This is a genomic window from Streptomyces sp. NPDC015345 (assembly GCF_043078805.1).
In the GTDB taxonomy this organism is placed as follows: domain Bacteria; phylum Actinomycetota; class Actinomycetes; order Streptomycetales; family Streptomycetaceae; genus Streptomyces.
The window spans coordinates 338,782-358,590 of sequence record NZ_JBIBTX010000002.1 but is presented as its reverse complement, the minus strand read 5'-3'; the positions used below and the strand labels follow the sequence as shown (position 1 = coordinate 358,590).

At 72.9% G+C, this 19,809-nt stretch carries 18 protein-coding genes; 5 read left to right on the top strand and 13 right to left on the bottom strand.

Annotated elements, in window-relative coordinates; translation table 11 throughout:
- The first annotated feature begins 14 nt into the window (after positions 1 to 14).
- Together ACF062_RS07955 and ACF062_RS07950 are read left to right on the top strand one after the other, a co-directional pair.
- Positions 15 to 1,124 carry an alkene reductase gene (locus ACF062_RS07955; protein WP_392136920.1) on the top strand — a complete coding sequence of 370 codons (1,110 nt, stop codon included), beginning with the start codon at positions 15 to 17 and terminating at the stop codon, positions 1,122 to 1,124.
- Positions 1,125 to 1,371: 247 nt separating this feature from the next.
- Complete coding sequence (locus ACF062_RS07950) at positions 1,372 to 2,901, top strand: UDP-N-acetylglucosamine 1-carboxyvinyltransferase (protein ID WP_223777408.1); 1,530 nt, start codon at positions 1,372 to 1,374, stop codon at positions 2,899 to 2,901.
- A 149-nt stretch (positions 2,902 to 3,050) separates the two neighbouring features.
- Here the strand turns inward: ACF062_RS07950 and ACF062_RS07945 are convergent, their stop codons facing one another.
- The 3 genes from ACF062_RS07945 to ACF062_RS07935 form a co-directional block, all read right to left on the bottom strand.
- Entirely contained in the window at positions 3,051 to 3,797 is a 747-nt protein-coding gene (locus ACF062_RS07945) for a hypothetical protein (RefSeq protein ID WP_392136919.1), read from the bottom strand.
- Between the two features lie 116 nt (positions 3,798 to 3,913).
- On the bottom strand, positions 3,914 to 4,312 hold the full coding sequence (locus tag ACF062_RS07940) for a RidA family protein (RefSeq protein WP_392136918.1): 399 nt from the start codon (positions 4,310 to 4,312) through the stop codon (positions 3,914 to 3,916).
- Positions 4,313 to 4,420: 108 nt separating this feature from the next.
- Positions 4,421 to 5,587 carry an acyl-CoA dehydrogenase family protein gene (locus tag ACF062_RS07935; RefSeq protein ID WP_392136917.1) on the bottom strand — a complete coding sequence of 389 codons (1,167 nt, stop codon included), beginning with the start codon at positions 5,585 to 5,587 and terminating at the stop codon, positions 4,421 to 4,423.
- 109 nt (positions 5,588 to 5,696) lie between these two features.
- Here ACF062_RS07935 and ACF062_RS07930 point away from each other — a divergent pair, with 109 nt between their 5' ends.
- Positions 5,697 to 7,355: an AMP-binding protein gene (locus ACF062_RS07930; RefSeq protein ID WP_392136916.1), complete on the top strand. Its 1,659-nt coding sequence runs from the start codon at positions 5,697 to 5,699 to the stop codon at positions 7,353 to 7,355.
- Between the two features lie 4 nt (positions 7,356 to 7,359).
- Positions 7,360 to 8,187: a PaaX family transcriptional regulator C-terminal domain-containing protein gene (locus ACF062_RS07925; RefSeq protein WP_392136915.1), complete on the top strand. Its 828-nt coding sequence runs from the start codon at positions 7,360 to 7,362 to the stop codon at positions 8,185 to 8,187.
- A 13-nt stretch (positions 8,188 to 8,200) separates the two neighbouring features.
- Here the strand turns inward: ACF062_RS07925 and ACF062_RS07920 are convergent, their stop codons facing one another.
- Complete coding sequence (locus tag ACF062_RS07920) at positions 8,201 to 10,525, bottom strand: bifunctional salicylyl-CoA 5-hydroxylase/oxidoreductase (protein WP_392137679.1); 2,325 nt, start codon at positions 10,523 to 10,525, stop codon at positions 8,201 to 8,203.
- Positions 10,526 to 10,662: 137 nt separating this feature from the next.
- Positions 10,663 to 11,490, bottom strand: coding sequence for an enoyl-CoA hydratase family protein (locus tag ACF062_RS07915; protein WP_392136914.1), 828 nt, complete (start codon positions 11,488 to 11,490; stop codon positions 10,663 to 10,665).
- A 252-nt stretch (positions 11,491 to 11,742) separates the two neighbouring features.
- On the opposite strand from ACF062_RS07915, the gene ACF062_RS07910 reads away from it, so the two are divergent.
- The gene (locus tag ACF062_RS07910) at positions 11,743 to 12,177 is read left to right on the top strand and encodes an ATP-binding protein (protein ID WP_392136913.1); all 435 of its coding nucleotides are present in this window, start codon (positions 11,743 to 11,745) and stop codon (positions 12,175 to 12,177) included.
- Here the strand turns inward: ACF062_RS07910 and ACF062_RS07905 are convergent.
- From ACF062_RS07905 to ACF062_RS07870, 8 genes are all read right to left on the bottom strand, one after another.
- Positions 12,171 to 13,400 (bottom strand): lytic transglycosylase domain-containing protein, encoded by a 1,230-nt coding sequence (locus tag ACF062_RS07905; protein ID WP_392136912.1) that lies wholly within the window; start codon positions 13,398 to 13,400, stop codon positions 12,171 to 12,173. The two genes, ACF062_RS07910 and ACF062_RS07905, sit on opposite strands and share 7 nt — an antisense overlap.
- Before the next feature lie 271 nt (positions 13,401 to 13,671).
- Positions 13,672 to 14,382, bottom strand: coding sequence for a hypothetical protein (locus ACF062_RS07900; protein WP_392136911.1), 711 nt, complete (start codon positions 14,380 to 14,382; stop codon positions 13,672 to 13,674).
- Positions 14,383 to 14,423: 41 nt separating this feature from the next.
- Complete coding sequence (locus ACF062_RS07895) at positions 14,424 to 14,972, bottom strand: hypothetical protein (RefSeq protein ID WP_392136910.1); 549 nt, start codon at positions 14,970 to 14,972, stop codon at positions 14,424 to 14,426.
- Between the two features lie 26 nt (positions 14,973 to 14,998).
- On the bottom strand, positions 14,999 to 15,661 hold the full coding sequence (locus tag ACF062_RS07890; RefSeq protein ID WP_392136909.1) for a hypothetical protein: 663 nt from the start codon (positions 15,659 to 15,661) through the stop codon (positions 14,999 to 15,001).
- Positions 15,658 to 16,176, bottom strand: a complete 519-nt coding sequence (locus ACF062_RS07885; protein WP_392136908.1) for a hypothetical protein — start codon at positions 16,174 to 16,176, stop codon at positions 15,658 to 15,660. The genes ACF062_RS07890 and ACF062_RS07885 overlap by 4 nt, the downstream gene beginning before the upstream one ends.
- Positions 16,173 to 17,456 carry an MCE family protein gene (locus tag ACF062_RS07880; protein WP_392136907.1) on the bottom strand — a complete coding sequence of 428 codons (1,284 nt, stop codon included), beginning with the start codon at positions 17,454 to 17,456 and terminating at the stop codon, positions 16,173 to 16,175. The genes ACF062_RS07885 and ACF062_RS07880 overlap by 4 nt, the downstream gene beginning before the upstream one ends.
- Positions 17,453 to 18,664: an MCE family protein gene (locus ACF062_RS07875; RefSeq protein WP_392136906.1), complete on the bottom strand. Its 1,212-nt coding sequence runs from the start codon at positions 18,662 to 18,664 to the stop codon at positions 17,453 to 17,455. Before ACF062_RS07875 ends, ACF062_RS07880 begins: the two co-directional genes overlap by 4 nt.
- Entirely contained in the window at positions 18,661 to 19,740 is a 1,080-nt protein-coding gene (locus ACF062_RS07870) for an MCE family protein (RefSeq protein ID WP_392137678.1), read from the bottom strand. Before ACF062_RS07870 ends, ACF062_RS07875 begins: the two co-directional genes overlap by 4 nt.
- Positions 19,741 to 19,809: the final 69 nt, after the last annotated feature.

Here is a 19,809-nt window from a genome sequence, read left to right as displayed (position 1 = left end):
GAAGGAGACATGCCATGACCCGCACCACCACTCTGCCCGCCCTCACCCAGCCCCTGCTCGGCGGCTTCGATCTCGGGGACCTGCGCCTGCCCAACCGCGTGGTGATGGCCCCGCTCACCCGGGCCCGTGCCACGGGTGAGGGCCTCGCGCCGACGGAGCTGCACGTCGCCTACTACGGGCAGCGGGCCGGGGCGGGGCTGATCGTGACCGAGGGGACCTGGGTCAGCGAGCGGGCGATCGGCTTCGTCCACGTCCCCGGCGTCTACACGCAGGAGCAGGTCGCCGGCTGGCGGCGCGTCACCGACGTCGTACACGCGCTCGGCGGCCGCATCGTGCAGCAGCTGTGGCACACGGGCGCCGCCTCGCACCCCGACCACCTCGGCGGCGAACTGCCCGCCGGGCCCTCGGCGGTCGACCCGTGCGAGAAGTCCTTCACGGCGAACGGCTTCAAGGAGACGGTCACGCCCCGTGCGATGAGCCTCGCGGCCATCGAGGAGACCGTCGAGGAGTACCGCGTGGCCTCCGAGAACGCGCGACGCGCCGGGTTCGACGGCATCGAGATCGGCGCCCTCGGCGTCTTCCTGCTCGCCCAGTTCCTCAACCCGAGGCTCAACCGCCGTACGGACGCCTACGGCGGTGACCGCGCGCGGCGGCGGCGCCTGCTGCTCGACGTCGTCGACGCGGCGGCCACGGCGTGGGGCCGCCGGGGCGTGGGCGTGCGGCTCTCGCCGTGGTGGACCGGCGGTCGCTTCACCGCCGACGCGGCGACGCTCGCGGACTACGACGAACTCGTGACCGCCCTCAACAACCACCCCGTGGCCTATCTGCACCTGCGCGGCCCGGACCTCACGCACCCCTCGGACACTCCGGACCCCGGGGTGTTCACCCGCCACCGGCGGCGCTTCGACGGCCCGCTCATCGTCAACAACGGCTTCGACCAGGCCTGCGCCAACACGGCCGTACGGGAGGGCGTCGCCGACGCCGTGTCATTCGCCCGGCACTTCGTCGCCAACCCGGACCTCGTCAGCCGGTTCGCGCTGGGCCGCGAGTTGGCCGCCGGTGACCCGGCCACGTACTACGAGGGTGGAGCGCGGGGATACACGGACTACCCTGCGGCGGGATGACGGGGCCGGAGCGGCGCGCGCTGCTCGCGAGTGACTCTTGTGGCCGATATCGCTCCCTCGAAGTGCGCCGCACGCGTGGCGGATGCAGAGTGGAACCGACGCACTGTCGTCGGCAGGACGCGCTGCCGCCGCCCGGGTGACGCGGGCGGCGGCAACTCCCTTGCGGGGAGCGGCCCGCGGAGGAGCGCTTCCCGAACGGCCCACCCCAGCGCGCGCGTCATCTCATATCTGAGATAGCCTGCGACGCATGGCAGACGACTACCTCGTACGCATCGGCAAGCTCATCCGCGACGCCCGTCAGCACCGGGGCTGGACGCAGACGCAGCTCGCCGAAGCGCTCAGCACCAGCCAGAGCGCCGTGAACCGCATCGAGCGCGGCAACCAGAACATCAGCCTTGAGATGATCGCCCGTATCGGTGAGGCGCTCGACAGCGAGATCGTGTCGCTCGGCTACGCCGGGCCGATGCACCTGCGGGTGGTCGGCGGCCGCCGGCTCTCCGGCTCCATCGACGTCAAGACGAGCAAGAACGCGTGCGTGGCGCTGCTCTGCGCGTCGCTGCTCAACAAGGGCCGTACGGTACTGCGCCGGGTGGCCCGCATCGAGGAGGTCTACCGCCTCCTGGAGGTGCTCAACTCCATCGGCGTACGCACCCGTTGGATCAACGACGGCGTCGACCTGGAGATCGTGCCGCCCGCCAAGCTGGAGATGGACGCGATCGACGCGGAGGCCGCGCGCCGCACCCGCTCGATCATCATGTTCCTCGGCCCGCTGCTGCACCGCATGGACCGCTTCAAGCTGCCGTACGCGGGCGGCTGCGACCTGGGCACCCGCACGATCGAGCCACACATGATCGCGCTGCGCCGGTTCGGCCTGGACATCGCGGCGACCGAGGGGCTGTACCACGCCGAGGTCGCGCGGGACGTCTCCCCCGACCGGCCCATCGTCCTCACCGAACGCGGGGACACCGTCACGGAGAACGCGCTGCTGGCCGCCGCCCGCAGCGACGGCACGACGGTCATCCGCAACGCCTCCTCCAACTACATGGTCCAGGACCTGTGCTTCTTCCTGGAGGCACTCGGCGTCAAGGTCGAGGGCATCGGCACGACGACGCTGACCGTGCACGGCGTGCCGACCATCGACGTCGACGTCGACTACTCCCCCTCCGAGGACCCGGTCGAGGCGATGAGCCTGCTCGCCGCCGCCGTCGTCACGGAGTCCGAGCTGACGGTGTGCCGGGTGCCGATCGAGTTCCTGGAGATCGAGCTGGCGGTCCTGGAGGAGATGGGCCTGGACCACGACCGCTCGGCGGAGTACCCCGCGGACAACGGCCGCACCCGCCTCATCGACCTCACCGTGCGCCCCTCCAAGCTGGAGGCGCCCATCGACAAGATCCACCCGATGCCGTTCCCCGGCCTGAACATCGACAACGTCCCCTTCTTCGCGGCCATCGCGGCGGCGGCGCAGGGCAAGACGCTGATCCACGACTGGGTCTACGACAACCGCGCGATCTACCTGACGGACCTCAACCGCCTCGGCGGCCGCCTCCAACTCCTCGATCCGCACCGGGTCCTGGTCGAGGGCCCGACCCGCTGGCGCGCCGCCGAGATGATGTGCCCGCCCGCGCTGCGCCCCGCCGTGGTCGTCCTGCTCGCCATGATGGCGGCCGAGGGCACGTCGGTGCTGCGCAACGTGTACGTGATCAACCGCGGCTATGAGGACCTGGCGGAGCGGCTGAACTCCGTGGGGGCGCAGATCGAGACGTTCCGGGACATCTGAGGGGCACCGGGCCCGCAGACCACGAAGAGCGGCCCGCCGGGGAGGATTTCCGGCGGGCCGCTCTTCCGGCGTGGGTCACGGAGTTGTTGACGCTGTCCTGCCGAGGAAGTCCGGGGACCCGTCCGGCGGCCGGCGGGGGCAAGGAGCGATTACCGTCCCGCCGCCGCGGCTTCCTTGAGGTCGACCACCTCGCCCTTGGACGGGGTCTTCGGGCGTACGGGCTTGCCGTAGTCGGAGAACGTCGCCTCGTTCGGCTCGTCGCCACCCTTCACGGTGGTGCGCAGGATGTACGGCTCGCCCTCCGTGGCGACGTACATCGTGTGCGTCTCGCCCCCGGACGCCTTCTTCTTCAGTGTGATGGCTTCCTTCCCGCCGACGGTCGTGGTGTCGCCCTTCTTCATGCCTTTACGGGTCGACTTGTCCTCGTCCATCGAGGCGATCAGGCCCTGCTTGTCGCACATGCCGGACGTCGAGGCGTCGTCGGCGGGCATCTTCACCCACTTGTCGACGACCTTGGACATCACCTTGTCCGAACCGGGCCGGCCTTTCAGGCTATTCTTCCAGTACTGCTCGTCGCCGCGCACGTACAGCGTGCCGTTCATGTGCCGCAGCTCGGCCTTGGCGCCCGCGCTGTCGAAGGTCCCCTCGCAGTTCTTCTCCTGGTCGACCACGAGATCCAGGCTGACCGTCCTGCCGTCCTGCCGCATGTCTCCCTTGAGGCGCATCGAGTCGGCCTTCTTGGTGGCCTCGACCGCCTTGGCGGCGATCTGGTCGGCGCTGTCCTTGGCGAAGGGCTTGTCGGAGCCGCCCCCGTCGCCTCCGTCACCGCAGCCCGTCAGCAGAGCGGCCGACAGGCCGACGATCCCGATGACACCCGAAACCTTGCTCGCACGCACGTCTTCACCCCTCCTCGACACCGCGGTCCCGTTGACCGCGGCTGTCTCCGTGTACCCCGCAACTCCGGTGCGACGCGGGGCAGTTGCACAGCGGCACGGGAGGGGACCGGCGGCCCTCAGTCCAGGACCGCCACCCCGTCGAGCTCGACCAGGGCCTGGTCGTCCCATAGCCGGACGGCGCCCACCACCGCCATCGCGGGATAGTCGCGGCCCGCCAACCGCCGCCAGATGCGGCCCAGTTCGGGCGCGTGCTCGCGGTAGTCGGCGACGTCCGTGGCGTAGACGGTGACGCGGGCGAGATCGGCGGGGGTGCCGCCCGCGTGGCGCAGGGCGGTCAGGAGGTTGGTGAGCGCCCGCTCGAACTGCGCGGGCAGGCCGGCTCCGACGACCTTGCCGTCGCCGTCCAGAGAGGTCTGCCCGGCGAGGAAGACGAGGCGGGACCCGGTCGCGGTGACGGCGTGCGAGAAGCCGGTGGGCGGGGAGAGTTCGGCGGGGTTCACGCGGTGCAGGGGCATGGTCCGGCTCCAGGGGTGATGGGGCAGTGGTGATGGGGGGAGGGTGACGAGGCAGAGGTGGTGGGGCAAGGGCGGTGGGTCCGGGGCGGTGGGCAAGGGTGGTACCCGTTATCGGTCGTACAGCTCCTTGGCGATGATCGTCCGCTGCACCTCGCTCGCCCCCTCATAGATCCGCGGCGCACGCACCTCGCGGTAGAGGTGTTCCAGGAGGTGGCCCCGCTGGAGCGCGCGGGCGCCGTGCAGTTGCACCGCCGCGTCGACCACGTACTGCGCGGTCTCGGTGGCGAGCAGCTTCGCCATGGCCGCCTGTCGGGCGATGCCGGGGCCCCTGGCCCCCTCCGCGCCCGCCGCCCCCATTTCGTCGTACGCCGCCGCTGCCGCGTAGACCATCAGGCGGGCCGCCTCGGTGCGCGTGGCCATCTCGGCGATCTGGTGGGCGACAGACTGGAGGTCCTTCAACTTGCCGCCGAACGCGTCCCGTTCCGCGGTGTGGGCGAGGCTCGCGTCCAGCGCGGCGGTGGCCATGCCGACCGCGAAGGCGCCGACGCTCGGGCGGAACCGGTTCAGGGTGGTCATCGCCACCCGGAAGCCCCGGTCGATCTCCCCCAGGACGTCGTCTCGGCCGACCCGTACGGAGTCGAAGGCGAGCGCGCCGATCGGGTGCGGGGAGAGCATGTCGATGGGCGTACCCGTCAGGCCCGGCCGGTCGGCCGGGACGAGGAAGGCGGTGACGCCGCGCGCCCCCGCGCCCGGGGACGTACGGGCGAACACGGTGTAGAAATCCGCTTCGGGGGCGTTGGAGATCCAGCGTTTCCCGCCCGTGAGGCGCCAGCCGCCGGAGCCGTCCGGCTCCGCCGTCAGGGACAGGGCCGCCGCGTCGGAGCCGGCGCCCGGTTCGGAGAGCGCGAAGGCGGCGATGGCGCGCCCGGCGCGAGCCTCGGGCAGCCAGCGCTCGCGCTGGGCCGCTGAGCCGTACGCGTGCACGGGGTGGGCGCCGAGGCCCTGGAGCGCGAGGGCGGTCTCGGCCTCCGTGCAGGCGTAGGCGAGGGATTCGCGCATCAGACACAGGCCGAGGGCTCCGGACGTCGGGCCCGCCCCCTCCCCCTCCTCGAACAGACGGTCGAGCAGACCGAGTTCGCCCAGCGTCTCGACCAGTGGCCGGTTCACGTGTCCCGGCTCGCCCTTCTCCGCCAGGGGACGCAGACGTTCGGCGGAGAGCGTGCGCAGCTCCGAGCACCAGGCGGTTTGTTCTGGATCGAGGGAGAATGTCGGCATCGCGGGCCCCTCCTTTATCGCGCACCGTTGACTGTCGTCACTATCACGATACGCTCGTCAGGCGAGCCCACCACAGCGCCCGACCGGCAGGCAAGGGGGCAGAGCCGCCATGGAACCCAACGGCATCCCAGGGCTGACACCATCCGGCCACATCGACAGCTTCGCCCGGGACCATCTCCCCCCACGCGACCAGTGGCCCGCCCTCGTCCACGACCGCCCCGAGCTGCACTACCCCGACCGTCTCAACTGCGGCACGGAGCTGCTCGACCGGACGGCGGACCGGCTGGGCGCCGAGCGGCCCGCCTTCCACGCCGCGTCCGGCGAGACCTGGACGTACGCCCGGCTGCGCGGCCACGTCGACCGCATCGCGCACGCGCTGACCTCCGAACTCGACGTCCGGCCCGGCGAGCGCGTGCTGCTTCGCGGACCCACCACGCCGTGGCTCGCGGCCTGCTGGCTCGCCGTGATGAAGGCGGGCGCCGTCGCCGTGACCGTGCTCGCCCAGCAGCGCGCGCAGGAGCTCGCCACCATGTGCGAGATCGCCGAGGTGCGGCACGCGCTGTGCGACGTCCGCTCGGTGGACGACCTGATCAAGGCCGGTGTGCCGGGCCTGCACGTCACGACGTACGGCGGTGAGGGCCCCGACGACCTGCTGGCGCGCGCCGCCCGGCAGTCCGGGCGCTATGAGGCCGTGGACACGGCCGCCGACGATGTCGCGCTCATCGCCTTCACCTCCGGCACGACGGGCCGCCCCAAGGGCTGTATGCACTTCCACCGCGATGTGCTCGCCGTCGCCGACACCTTCGCGCGGCACATCCTCAAGCCGGTTCCCGACGACGTGTTCGCGGGCAGCCCGCCGCTCGGCTTCACGTTCGGGCTCGGCGGTCTCGTCATCTTCCCGCTGCGCTTCGGCGCCTCGTCGGTGCTGCTCGAACAGGCGGCCCCCAAGCAGCTGCTGCCCGCGATCGAGCGGCATCGCATCACCGTCCTGTTCACCGCGCCGACCGCGTACCGCACCATGCTGGACCAGCTCGACGGACACGACGTCTCTTCCCTGCGCCGCTGCGTCTCGGCGGGCGAGAACCTGCCGGCGGCCACCTGGCAGGCCTGGCACCGGCGCACGGGGCACCGCGTCATCAACGGAATCGGCGCGACGGAACTCCTGCACATCTTCATCTCCGCCGCCGACGACGCCATCCGGCCGGGTACGACGGGGCGGCCCGTGCCGGGCTGGCAGGCGCGCGTCGTGGACGGCTCCGGCGTGCCGGTGCCGGACGGCGAGCCCGGACTGCTCGCGGTGCGCGGCCCGGTCGGCTGCCGCTATCTCGCGGACGAGCGCCAGCTCCAGTACGTGCGCCACGGCTGGAACATCACCGGCGACACGTATGTCCGCGACGCCGACGGCTACTTCCGCTATGTCGCGCGTGCCGACGACATGATCATCTCGGCGGGGTACAACATCGCGGGGCCCGAGGTCGAGGAGGCGCTGCTGCGGCATCCGGACGTCGCGGAGACGGCTGTCGTGGGGCACCCCGACGAGCTGCGCGGACAGATCGTCGTGGCGTACGTGGTGCCGCGCGAGGGCGCGCCGCGGGACGCGGAGCGGCTGCGGGCGTTCGTGAAGGCGGAGCTGGTCCCCTACAAGTGTCCGCGCGAGATCGTCTTCCTGGACGCGCTGCCGAGGACCGCGACGGGCAAGCTCCAGCGGTTCCGGCTGCGTACGCCACCCGCCACGCATCCTGCGGCCGGGCCGGGGCCCGTAGAGTGATCACGTGTCCGAGCAGCACACTCCACGGTCCCTGATCGTCACCTTCTACGGCGCCTACGGGCGGACCGCGCCCGGCCCGGTGCCGGTCGCCGAGCTGGTGCGCCTCCTCGCGCCGGTCGGTGTCGACGCGCCGTCGGTGCGTTCGTCGGTGTCCCGGCTCAAGCGGCGCGGGCTGCTCGTACCGGCGCGTACCGAGTCGGGTGCGGCGGGGTACGCGCTGTCGCCGGACGCCCGTCAGCTCCTGGAGGACGGCGACCGGCGCATCTACGGCCCGCCGGGCTCGCGGGACGCGCGGGAGGGTGCGGGCTGGGTCCTCGCCGTCTTCTCCGTGCCGGAGGCGGAGCGCCACAAGCGGCACGTGCTGCGTTCGCGCCTGGCGGGGCTCGGCTTCGGTACGGCGGCGCCGGGCGTCTGGATCGCTCCCGCGCATCTCTACGAGGAGACCCGGCACACTCTGGAGCGCCTCCAACTCGCCTCGTACGTCGATCTGTTCCGGGGCGAGCATCTGGGTTTCGCGGCGACGGCGGAGGCGGTGGGCCGCTGGTGGGACCTCGCCTCGCTGGCCAAGCAGCACGAGGCGTTCCTGGACCTCCATGAGCCGGTGCTGCGTTCCTGGGAGGCCCGGGGGGACGCGCCCCCGCCGCCCGAGGAGGCCTACCGCGACTACCTCCTGGCCCTCGACTCCTGGCGCCGGCTTCCGTACGCCGATCCCGGGTTGCCCGCCGAGCTGCTGCCGGCGGGCTGGCCGGGCACTCGTTCGGCCGCGGTGTTCGCCGGGCTCGACGGGCTGCTGCGGGAGGCGGGCGCGCTCTTCGTGGCGCCGCGGGAGTGAACCCCGCCCCTCGTCAACTCCGCAGCGACAGGCGGGGCTTGGGCGCGTCGGTGCGGCCCGTCTGGGGGCGGCGGCTGCCCGCGCGGTACGGGAGCGGCCAGACGGCGCCCGGACCCGCGTACTCCTGCTCGGCCGCCGCGTGCAGGGTCCAGTGGGGGTCGTAGAGGTGGGGCCGGGCCAGTGCGCAGAGGTCCGCGCGGCCCGCCAGAAGAAGGGAGTTGACGTCGTCCCAGGAGGAGATGGCGCCGACGGTGATGACGGGGATGCCGGTCCGGTTGCGGATGAGGTCGGCGTAGGGCGTCTGGTAGGAGCGTCCGTACGCGGGGCGTTCGTCCGCGACCACCTGGCCGGTGGAGACGTCGATCGCGTCGGCGCCGTGGGCCGCGAAGGCGCGGGCGATCTCCACGGCGTCCTCGGCCGTGGTGCCGCCGTCGGCCCAGTCGGTGGCCGAGATGCGGACGGTCATCGGCTTCCCGGCCGGCCACACCTTGCGGACGGCGTCGAAGACTTCGAGGGGGAAGCGGAGGCGGGCGGAGAGGGAGCCGCCGTACGCGTCCGCGCGGTGGTTGGTGAGCGGGGAGAGGAAGCCGGAGAGCAAGTAGCCGTGGGCGCAGTGGAGTTCGAGGAGGTCGAAGCCCGCGTCGCATGCGCGGCGGGCCGCCCCGACGAACTGCTCGCGGATCTCCGTGAGCCCGGCGCGGGTGAGCTCGCGGGGGGTCTGGCTGCCGGGCTTGTACGGGAGCGGTGAGGCGGCACGGAGCGGCCAGTTGCCGTCGGGCAGGGGGTCGTCGATGCCTTCCCACATCAGTTTCGTGGAGCCCTTGCGGCCCGAGTGGCCGAGCTGGACGCCGATCGCCGTGCCGGGGGCCTGGGCGTGCGCGAAGTCGGTGACGCGCCGCCAGGCCCGCGCCTGCTCGTCGGTGTAGAGCCCGGCGCAGCCAGGGGTGATGCGGCCGTGTTCGCTGACGCAGACCATCTCGGTCATGACCAGGCCGGCGCCGCCCAGGGCGCGCGCGCCGAGGTGGACGAGGTGGAAGTCGCCGGGGACGCCGTCCACGGCGGAGTACATGTCCATCGGGGAGACCACGACGCGGTTGCGCAGGGTGAGGTCGCGGAGGCTGAAGGGCGTGAACATGGGGGGCGTGCCGTCGGGGCAGCCGAATTCGCGCTCCACGGAGCGGGTGAAGCGGGCGTCGCGCAGGCGGAGGTTGTCGTGGGTGACGCGGCGGCTGCGGGTCAGGAGGTTGAACGCGAACTGGCGTGGCGGCTGGTCGATGTGGTCGGGCAGGCGCTCGAACCACTCCAGGCTGGCGCGGGCGGCGCGTTGGGTGGACTCGACCACGGGGCGGCGTTCCGTCTCGTACGCCTGGAGGGCGCTCGGGATGTCCGGCTGTTCCTGGAGGCAGGCGGCGAGCGCGAGGGCGTCCTCGACGGCGAGCTTCGTGCCGGAGCCGATGGAGAAGTGGGCGGTGTGCGCGGCGTCGCCGAGCAGGACCGTGTTGCCGTGCGACCAGCGGGAGTTGACGACGGTGCGGAAGGTGGTCCAGGCCGATTTGTTGCCGTGCAGGGGGCGGCCGCCGAGGGCCTCCGTGAAGATCTTGGCGCAGCGGTCGGCGGACTCGCGTTCGTCGAGGCCGTCGAAGCCGGCGGCCTCCCAGACCTCCTCGCGCATCTCGACGATGACGGTGGAAGCGCCGGAACCGGAGGCGGAGAAGGGGTAGCCGTGGAGCTGCATCACGCCGTGCTCGGTCTCGGCGATCTCGAAGCGGAAGGCGTCGAAGGCGAAGTCGGCGGCGAGCCAGATGTAGCGGCAGCGGTGGGTGGTGATCGTCGGCCGGAACGCTTCGGCATGCGTCTCACGGGTGAGGCTGTGCACGCCGTCAGCGGCCACGACCAGGTCGTACGCCGTGGCGAGTGCGGCGGCGGGCGGCGCTTCGGTGCAAAAGCGCAGCTCGACGCCGAGCTCGCGGCAGCGGGTGTGCAGGATCTCCAGGAGCCGTCGCCGCCCGAGCGCGGCGAAGCCGTGGCCGCCGGAGGTGTGGCGCCGGTCGCGGTGCACGATGTCGATGTCGTCCCAGCGTACGAACTCGGCCTGGAGGGCGGCGTAGACGACGGGGTCGGCGTGCTCGATGCCGCCGAGCGTCTCGTCGGAGAGGACGACCCCGAAGCCGAAGGTGTCCTCGGGTGCGTTGCGCTCCCAGACGGTCACTTCACGCGCGGGGTCGAGCCGCTTGAGCAGAGCGGCGGCGTAGAGCCCGCCGGGGCCGCCGCCGATCACGGCGATGCGGTGGGGGGTGCGGGCGGGGGTCGCGGAGCCTTCGGCGGAGACAGGGCCCACCCGTGACGAAGCCACGCCATCCCCGGCACCCGCGCCCCGCGCCGCCACCCCGCTTCCCCGCGGTCCGAGGGGTGGGGTGGGCGTCGCCGTGACGTCCGGCCCGGGGAAGGGGGCGGCGGGCCCCCTCTTCCCCGCCCTCACCGGCCCCGCCACTTCGGCGGGCGCTTCTCCGTGAAGGCGGCGTGGAACTCGGCGTAGTCCTCGCCGTTCATCAGCAGAGCCTGGGTCGCCGCGTCCAGTTCCACGGAGGCGGCCAGCGGCATGTCCAGTTCGGAGGTGAGCAGCGCCTTCGTCTGGGCGTAGGCCAGGGCGGGGCCGTCTGCGAGGCGGCGGGCCAGGGTCCGGGCGGCCTCCGCCGCCTTGCCTTCGTCCGTCAGCTCGCTGATCAGGCCGATCCGCTCGGCCTCCGGGGCCCGCACCGCGTCGCCCAGCATCAGCAGCCGCGTGGCGTGGCCGAGGCCGACGACACGGGGCAGGAGGTAGGCGGCGCCCATGTCGCCGCCGGAGAGCCCGACCCGGGTGAAGAGGAAGGAGAAGCGGGCGCTCGGGTCCGCGACGCGGAAGTCCGCGGCGAGGGCGAGCACGGCGCCGGCGCCCGCGGCGACCCCGTGCACGGCGGCGATCACCGGGAAGGGGCACTCCCTGATGGCCCGCACGACCTGGCCCGTCATGCGGTTGAAGTCGAGGAGCTGGGCGGTGTCCATGGCGAGGGTCGCGCCGATGATCTCGTCGACGTCGCCGCCCGAGCAGAATCCGCGCCCCTCACCGCCGAGCACGAGGGCTCGTACGGACTTGTCCCGGGAGAGCTCGGCGAGGAGGTCGCGCAAGTCGGCGTAGGCGCCGAAGGTGAGCGCGTTGAGCCGGTCGGGGCGGGCGAGGGTGACCGTGGCGACCCCGTCGTCGACGGCGAGGCGCAGATGCCGCCACTCGGGGGTGCGGGACGCGGAGCCGGTGAAGGGACTCATCAGGTGCGGCCTCCTCGGCCTGAGGGCTGAGATCGCTTGAGTCTGAGATCGCTGAGTCTGAGTTCGCGAGTCTGAGTTCGCTAACCCCGAAGCTATCACCGATTCGTGACTGTCGTCATGAGTACGCGATACGGTCACGGAGAGCCCAGGGTCGGAGGTCCCACGCGGGCCCGACCGTCGCCCCTGTCGACATGGCGCTTAGGATTCGTACGGTTGAACGCAGCACCGCCTGCTGCCCCGAACGGACCCGCCTTGCACGAGCCTGCCTCCCCCGCCTCCTGGCGCATCGCGCTGCCGCACACCGCGGCGGCCGTGCCCGTCGCGCGCGCCCTGGTCCGCACCGCGCTCACCGACATCGACTCGTCCGCCGACACCGACACAGCCGAACTGCTCACCGCGGAGCTGGTCGCCAACGCCGTCGAGCACACCGTGGGGCGTGACCCCATAGAGCTGGTGATCGAGCTGCTGCCGACCGGCTGCCAGGTCGAGGTGCACGACTCAAGCCCGCTGCCGCCCGGCGACCTCACCGCCCCGGACTCGCCCGGCGCGCCGGACCCCTGGCAGGAGCACGGCCGCGGGCTGCTCCTGATCCGCACCCTCAGCTCGTCCTGCGGCCACCGGCCCACCGGCTCCGGCAAAGCCGTCTGGTTCACCCTCCCCACACGCCGTGGGGCGGACGGTCACTGAGCCGGTCCGCACCGTCCCGCCGCCGCTCCGGCCGCGTCCGGTGAGGGGCTCGCCGAGTCGGAGGGGCAGTCCTGCGGGGTGGACGGGTCAGGGCTCGGCGTGGGCGGGTCGGTGGGGGTCGGCGTCGGCGAGGGGCCGGGGGTGGGAGAGCCGGACGGGGCGGGGCCGGGGTCCGTCGCGGACGGGGACGGGCGTGGCGACGGCGAGGGCGGCACCGGGTGCGAGGAAGAGGGAGACGGAGAGGGAGACGGGGTGTCGGGTCTGCCGGGGCCGGGGCCGATGATGACGCCGCCGTCACCGTCACCTCCCTTGCCGCCGTCACCTCCCTTGCCGCCGCGGCCGCCCTCGTCGGCCGGCTCCGTCGCCGGGGCGTCGCTCCCGGCTCCAGGAGACTTCGGGATGACGCCTTCGCCGTCGGGGACGGCGTGCACGCCCCTGCGGTAGAAGTCCAGCCAGTGGCGGACCAGTTCCAGGTAGGACCGCGAGTGGTTGTAGCTGAGGACCGCCCGGTCGAGGTCGGCCGCCCGGCTCAGGTCGCGGTCCCCGGCGCACAGGTAGTGCCCGGCGGCCAGCGCCGCGTCGAAGATGTTGTCGGGGTCGCCGCGGCCGTCCCCGTTGCCGTCCGCGCCCCAGCGCGCCCACGTCGACGGCAGGAACTGCATCGGCCCCACCGCCCGGTCGTACACCGTGTCGCCGTCGTGGACGCCGTCGTCGCTGTCCAGGATCAGGGCGAAGTTCCGGCCGTCGAGCGCCGGGCCGGTGATCCGGCCGAGCGTGGTGCCGTGCCGGTCGACCGCGCCGCCGCGTGCCTGCCCGGACTCCACCTTGCCGATGGCGGCGAGCAGTTCCCAGGGCAGCGCGCAGCCGGGGTCCGTGCGGCCGACGGACCGCTCCGCGGCACGGTAGGCGCGCAGCACGGTGCCGGGGATGCCGGACTGGGTACGTACCGGGGCGGCCTGCGTGGCGCGCGGCGGGGCGTCCGGGGACACCAGGGGCGGGAGTTCGGTGTGGTACGAACCGTCGTGGGGCGGGGCGAGTTCGGCGTACGGAAGGTCCGCGGCCGGGGCGGGCGGGCCGTCGGCGGCCGGGCGGACACCCTCCTTCTGCGGCAGTCCGGGGGCCTGGGAGGCGGTGAGCGCCGCCACCGCGGCCACGGCGACGGCGGTGGCCCGCAGGCCCTGCCGGGTCCGGACGGGCAGGCGTGGGGCGCGGTGTTCGGGCATGGTCGGTTCACTCCCTGGTGGTGAGGGGCGTGCGGGTTCTCCCGGGGCGAGGGCGGCTTTTCCTTGAGCGGGGGGGGGCGGGCGGGTCTCCCTGGTGGTGAGGGGCAGGCACGACCCCCGGCGGCAACGGGCAGGCACGGCCAGCGGTGACGACGGGCGGGCACGCCCCCCGGCGGCAAGACGCAGGCGCGTCCTCCCGGCGGTGACGGGCGAGCACGGCCCCCCGGCGGCAAGAGACAGGCGCGGCCCCCGTCGCAAGAGGCAGGCACCTTCAGCGGCTGAAGGTGTCGATGGCCGAGACGAGCCAACGGCCGTCGCGCCGCACGACGTCGACCGCGAACATCGCCCCGGCGTAGGTGCCGTCGTCATCGGCCTTCTTGTCGCCCGCCGTGCTGACGCTGCTCTGATCGGCGTAGACCAGGACGCGCGCCCGGTCGCCGTCGATGCGCTCGACCGCGCTGTCGGTGACCGTGGTCGTGATCACCGCCTTCTGCTTGTCGGCCCGCGTGCGGATGTCGCCGAGCAGGTCCCGGTGCTGGGCGACGGCGCGTCCCGTGAGCCACGTGCTCGCGGCCTTGTCGAGGGCGCCGCGGTCGGCGTGGTCGTACGAGAAGAGCGCGCCGACGGCCTTGGTCGACTGGCCCTTGATCTCGCTGGTGCGGGCGGTGTCGGACAGGGCGGTGTTGCGTGCCGCCGGGGCGTCGCGGATCGCCTCCGCGCGGGCGTGCGCCCAGCCGGCGAAGCCGCCGAGTACGAGGGTGAGCAGGCAGAGGATGACGAGGGCGCGGCTGCGGCGGGGCGGGGGCCCAGGGTTTCGGGGAGCCGCCGTTCCGTCGCGGGTCGTGTGCCGCGTACGGGTCGGTCGCGGCTGGTCACGCGGTTCCCCGCGCCCCTTGGCGACGGTGCTCGTGACCGGGGGGTGGAGGGACTCCCGGGCCTGGCGGCGGCGTGCGTTGTTCAGGTGATGGCGGGTCGTCGGCATCGTGTTCGTCCTCTCCTGCGGCCGGTCGGCCGGTCGGCCGGTCAGCCTGCCGACGTGCCGCCGACCGGGGCCTGCCCCAGGGCGCTGAGTTTCCAGTGGCCGTCGGTGCGGGTCAGTTCGCCGAGCATGCGGCTGTCCTTGTCGGTGCTCGCGTCGCCGGGGGCTTTCACCGTCACCCGCAGGGCGACGAGGACGCGGGCCCGGCCGGCCCGGTCGTCGAGTTCGGTGAGCGCGCCGGAGAGCACCTTCGCCGTGGTCACGGTCTTCGCGGTCCGCACCTTGGCGGCGAACTCCTCGCGCCCGGAGGCCAGTTGCTCGTGCAGCTCGCCGGTGGTTGAGGACTCCCAGAGGTCCAGGCCGCGGCTGATGCTGCGGTGGTCGAGAGTGTTGAGATTCTGGACGGCCTGTTCACCGGCGGCGAGGGCCGCGTCTCGCTGCTCGGCGTAGCCCGCGGTGTCGTCGTGGGCCGCGGCGTACCAGTCCCAGCCCGCCCATGTGCCGAAGCCGGCCGCGGTCAGGGCGAGGACGACGGCGAGGGCCGTGAGCGGCGGTGCCCCGAGCCCGGCCGGTCCCCTGGTCCCGCGTCTCATCCGTCTTCCCCTCTCCTCGCGCCCGCTCAGCGGGGCTTCATGTCGACGATTCGCCACTGGTCGTCCTCCCATCGCGCGGTCACCGTGAGCTGGGCCGCCGCGGAGGTGGTGCGGCCCTTTCCGCGGTGCGAGAGCTGATCGAGGAAGACGAGCAACCGTGCGCTGTCACCGTCGAGTTCGATCACTCCGATACGTACGGCCTGGGTGCTGAGGGTGACGCGCTGCGCGGCGAGGTCCGCGCGCATCCGGCCCATCAGCTCCGTGTACTGGCGCTCCGCCCGCCCCGCGAGAACGGACCGCGCGGCACGCTCGGTGGCGTCCAGACCGCCCGGTGTGTACGAGAAGACGCGCGCGAGGGCGTTGCCGACGTCACCGGCGACGCGGCTGGTCGCCTCGGCGTCGGTCAGCGCGTGGTTGTCGGCGGACGGGGCGGACCTCAGCTGATGGGCGCCGTGGAAGAAGCCACCGCCTGCGAGGACGAGCAGCGTGGCGCACACCGCGGGGACGAGGCGCCGGACGAGGACACGCGAACGCCGGCCGCCACCGCGACCGTCCACCGGCTCGACAGGCGGCGCCTCTTGGCCGGACGCGACGTCAGTGCCGCCGCCGGGGTGGGGGGCGTCCTCTTCCCGTCCCGCGGGTGGGGCGGTGGGGGTCCGGGGGCGTCCGAGGTGCCGTAGCGGTGTCATCGGCTCTCGTCCTCCTTCGCCGTCCGCGCGAGCGGTACCGCGCTCAGTGCCTTGACCTTCCACTCGCCTTCGCCCGTGCGGGCGAGGACCGCCTCCAGACGCTTGCGGTCCGTGGTCGGCGTCTTCGCCCCCGTGGGCGTGACCTCGACGCGCACGGTGGCGACGAGCTTCGCGGTGCCCGCGCGCGTGTCGAGGGCGGTGAGTGCGGCCTCGGTGACCGTGCCCCGAGCCGAGGGACCCTTTCTGGGGACGGTGGCGCCCAGTTCCTGCCGCAGCGGACCGGTCGCGGCGGCACGCCAGTCCTCGATGCCCGCCCGCGCCCGCTGCCGGGACGAGGCGTCGAGGGTGTTGAGGACGGCGAGCCGCTCGCGCCCGTCGCCCAGCGCCTCGTCGCGCTCACGGCCGTACACGAGGGAGTCGTCGCCCCGCGCCTGCGCGTACGTCCACGCCCCGGCGCCGCAGAACGCCAGTGCCAGTACCAGTCCCGCCCCGGCGACGGCCCGCGTCCGCCTCATCGGCCCGCCTCCGGGTCCGCGCCAAGCAGCCCCGGCAGCCCGGCCGCCCCGGTGCCGCCCGTGCCCGGGAGGGCCAGCGCGCCGGGCGCCGAAGCGGTACCGCCCGTGCGGCCCTTGCTGCCCGTGCTGCCCGAGGGCAGGGAGCCGGGCCTGGCCGGTTCGGGCAGCGCTCCGCCCCGGGGGGCGTTGGCGGACCCTCGTACGTTGACCCCGCTCGCGGCCGGTGCCGTGCAGGCGGCGCCGGTGTTGAGGGCGGGGGCGGTACCGAGGTCCAGGCCGGTGCGGTACCGGGTGCCGCCGTAGCCGTCGGTGCAGGGCAGGGGCTTGAAGAAGGTGACGGCCAGGCCGAGCCGGAGCTTTCCTCCGTCGACGGCGGTGGCACCGGCCGAGACGGCCGCCGGGTACTTCACGAGGAGTTCCTCGACGCCGCGCTGCCGGGTGACGGCGATCTCGGAGGTGGTGACCAGGTTGGCGAGGACCACGCCGAGGCTGGGGTCGAGGTCCCGGAGCAACCCGCTGACCTGCGTGGCGGCGTCCGGCGTGACGGTGAGGAGCCGGCGTAGATCGGTGTCGGAACCCTTGAGGGCGCGGGCGAGTTCCGTGGCACCGTCGGCGAAGCCGCGGATGGCCTTCGCCTCCTCGGCCTGGGTGCGCAGCACGGTCTCGCCGTCGACGAGCAGGCGGCTGGTCGAGGGCAGATCGCGGTCGGCGGCCTCGATGAAGGCACTGCCGCTGTCGAGGAGCACCCGCAGATCGTCGCCGTGCCCGTCGAAGGTCTTGCCGAACTCGTCGACCACCGTGCGCAGTTCCCTCAGCGGCACGGACCGGGTGAGGTCGTTCACGCTGGTGAGGACGTCGGTGACGGGCACGGGCACCTCGGTGTCCGGCTGTTCGATCCGGGTGCCGTCGGCGAGGTGGGGGCCGGTGTCGCTCTCCGGCCGCAGGTCGATGTACTGCTCGCCCACCGCGGAGAGTCCGGCCACCACGGCCCGCGTGTCGGCGGGGATGCGGGGGGCGGACTTCTTGATGCGCAGCTCCGCGACCACCCCGTCCTCGGTCAGCTCGATCGGGCCGACCCGGCCCACCGACACACCTCGGTAGGTGACGTCGGAGTGGGTGAAGAGCCCGCCCGTCCGGGCGAGTTCGACCTTGACCGTGTAGTGGTCGGCGACGCCGACGTAGCGGCCGAGGTCCGCGTAACGGATGCCGAGGAAGCCGAGGACGAGGACGGCGATGACGAGGAAGGCGAGGTTCTTCAGGCGTACGGCGAGGGTGATCATCCTGGCGTGCCTCCGTCCTCGGGACTTCGGGTGGGTTCCGGTGGTACGGACGGCAGGGGCAGCGGCGCCGAGGGCGAGGCCGTGGTCTTGGCGCCGGACCGCTTCTTGGGCGCGGCGGTGGGCGAAGGGGTGCCGCGCGGCACCAGAGGAGGGATCACCTGGGTGCCGGGGACGGCGGTCATCTTCAGGTAGACGTTGAGGTAGTCGCCCTTGACGCCGTTCAGCACCTCATCGGTGAACGGGTAGGTGAGCAGGACTTGAAGGGAGTCCGGCAGGTCGGTCCCCGCGTCGGCGAGGGCCTTGAGGGTGGGGGCGAGGGCCTTGAGGTCGGCGACCATGTCGTCCTTGCTCGCTTCGACGGTGGAGACGGCGACACCGGACAGCCTGTCCAGGGAGCGCAGCATGGTCAGCAGGGAGCCGCGCTGCTCCTCCAGGGTCTTCAGGCCGGGTGAGAGACCGGTCAGGACGGTGCGTACGTCGTCCTTGCGGCCGGCGAGGGTCGTGGCGAGCCGGTTGACGCCGTCGAGGGCGTCGGTGATGTCACCGCGGTGGTCGTCCAGGTTCCCCACGAGTTCCTCGACCCGTTTCAGCATGGAGCGGACCTCGGGTTCGCGTCCGCCGAGGGCCTTGTTGAGTTCCCGTGTGATGGTCTTGAGCTGGTTGACGCCGCCACCGTTGAGCAGCAGGGACAACGCGCCGAACACCTCTTCGACCTCGGTGTTGCGGCCGGTGCGGGAGAGCGGGATGACGGCGCCGTCGCCGAGCCGTGCCGCCGGTCGTGCCGACTTGGCGGGCGCGATGAGACTGACGTACTTCTCGCCGAGCAGGCTCGACTGTTCCAGGCGGGCGCCCGCGTCGCGGGGCAGCCGGACGTCGCCGTTGATCTCCATCGTGACGCGGGCCGACCACTTGTCGCCGTCGAGGCGTACGGCGGTGACCCGGCCGACGGCGACGTCGTTGACCTTGACCGCGGCGTGGGGCACCAGACTGAGGGCGTCGGCCAGTTCGGCGGTGACGGTGTAGGGGTGCGGGCCGAGGTCGGCGCCGCCCGGCAGGGGCAGGTCCTCGATGCCGTCGAAGCGGGGGGCGGTAACGGAGAAGGCGCCGAGGGCGAGCGCGAAGCCGAGGCCGAGGGCGAGCAGTCCGCCGAGACCGGCGCCGGTGGCGGCTCCGGTGGTGAGCGCCCGCCGTCGTACGAGGCGCTTCACCGCGCGCCTTCCCTCGTGGGTGAGACCGAGGGTGAGGACGAGGGTGTGGATGAGGGCGAGGGTGAGCCGGAAGGCTCGGTACCGCCCGTCACCGGCAGCGGCAGCAGCGGGCCGCCCATGCTGATCTCGTTGAGGTTGGCGCGGCCGTCGATCCTGCCGGTGCCGGTGTCGTAGGCGCCGACCAGGTTGTCCGCGGCGAGCGGGGCGACGTCCAGGGCCTCGGCCAGCGAGGTGCGGTTGCGGGCCAGGGCCCGGGTGATCGGGACGAGCCGTTCGACGTTCTTGCTCAGCTCGCCCCGGTTGTCCTTGACGAAGGTCTTCACCTGGCCGAGTGCGGTGCCGAGTTCCTTCAGCGCGCCCGCGAGGTCGTCCTTGTTGTCGGCGAAGTAGCCGACGACGGTGTCCAGCCGCTCCTGTGCCGTGCGTACGTCGGTGTCCTTGTCCTTCAGCATGGTGGTGAAGGTCTGGAGGTTGCGGAGGGTGGCGAACAGGTCGCCGCTGGAGCCGTCGAGGGTCTTGGTTGCCTTGCCGAACTCCTCGATGCCGCTGCCGATGGCCTCGCCGTTGCCGTCGAGGTTGGCGGCACCCGTCCTCAGCAGCTTGGACAGGGCCCCGGAGGAGTTGGCCCCGTCCGGCCCGAGCGCCTCGCTGAGCTCGGTGATCGAGGCGTAGAGCTGGTCGATCTCGACCGGGGTGCGGTTGCGGGAGGCGGGCAGTACGGCGCCGTCGGCGAGGGCGGGCCCTGACCGGTAGGCCGGGGTGAGCTGCACGTAGCGGTCGGCGACGACGCTGGGCGCGACCACCAGGGCCCGCGCCGACTTCGGTACGCGTATGCCGTCGTCCAGCGCCAGCTCGACCCGCACGCGGGTGCCCTGGGGGTGGACCGACTCCACCTCGCCGACCCGGACGCCGAGGACGCGCAGGTCGGAACCGGCGTAGATGCCGACGGCACGGTCGAAGTAGGCGGTGACGCGGGTGCCGGTGGAGTCCAGGGCGCGCACCGTGACGAGTCCGGCGGCGACCACGGCGAGGGCGATCGCGGCCGCGAGGAGTTTCCTGCGCGAGGCGAAAGGCATGCCGCGCGCCGTAAGGCGTTTGCCGCGCGCCGCGAGAAGCTTTCCGCGCGCCGCCACGAGGAATCTGCG

Excerpts from the sequence above, each read along its gene's own strand:
- ACF062_RS07870 (WP_392137678.1), bottom strand. The coding sequence starts at position 19,740 with ATGCCTTTCGCCTCGCGCAGGAAACTCCTCGCGGCCGCGATCGCCCTC.
- ACF062_RS07950 (WP_223777408.1), top strand. The coding sequence starts at position 1,372 with ATGGCAGACGACTACCTCGTACGCATCGGCAAGCTCATCCGCGACGCC.
- ACF062_RS07880 (WP_392136907.1), bottom strand. The coding sequence starts at position 17,456 with ATGATCACCCTCGCCGTACGCCTGAAGAACCTCGCCTTCCTCGTCATC.
- ACF062_RS07895 (WP_392136910.1), bottom strand. The coding sequence starts at position 14,972 with ATGAGACGCGGGACCAGGGGACCGGCCGGGCTCGGGGCACCGCCGCTC.
- ACF062_RS07905 (WP_392136912.1), bottom strand. The coding sequence starts at position 13,400 with ATGCCCGAACACCGCGCCCCACGCCTGCCCGTCCGGACCCGGCAGGGC.
- ACF062_RS07940 (WP_392136918.1), bottom strand. The coding sequence starts at position 4,312 with ATGCCCCTGCACCGCGTGAACCCCGCCGAACTCTCCCCGCCCACCGGC.
- ACF062_RS07935 (WP_392136917.1), bottom strand. The coding sequence starts at position 5,587 with ATGCCGACATTCTCCCTCGATCCAGAACAAACCGCCTGGTGCTCGGAG.
- ACF062_RS07930 (WP_392136916.1), top strand. The coding sequence starts at position 5,697 with ATGGAACCCAACGGCATCCCAGGGCTGACACCATCCGGCCACATCGAC.
- ACF062_RS07955 (WP_392136920.1), top strand. The coding sequence starts at position 15 with ATGACCCGCACCACCACTCTGCCCGCCCTCACCCAGCCCCTGCTCGGC.
- ACF062_RS07915 (WP_392136914.1), bottom strand. The coding sequence starts at position 11,490 with ATGAGTCCCTTCACCGGCTCCGCGTCCCGCACCCCCGAGTGGCGGCAT.
- ACF062_RS07890 (WP_392136909.1), bottom strand. The coding sequence starts at position 15,661 with ATGACACCGCTACGGCACCTCGGACGCCCCCGGACCCCCACCGCCCCA.
- ACF062_RS07900 (WP_392136911.1), bottom strand. The coding sequence starts at position 14,382 with ATGCCGACGACCCGCCATCACCTGAACAACGCACGCCGCCGCCAGGCC.
- ACF062_RS07885 (WP_392136908.1), bottom strand. The coding sequence starts at position 16,176 with ATGAGGCGGACGCGGGCCGTCGCCGGGGCGGGACTGGTACTGGCACTG.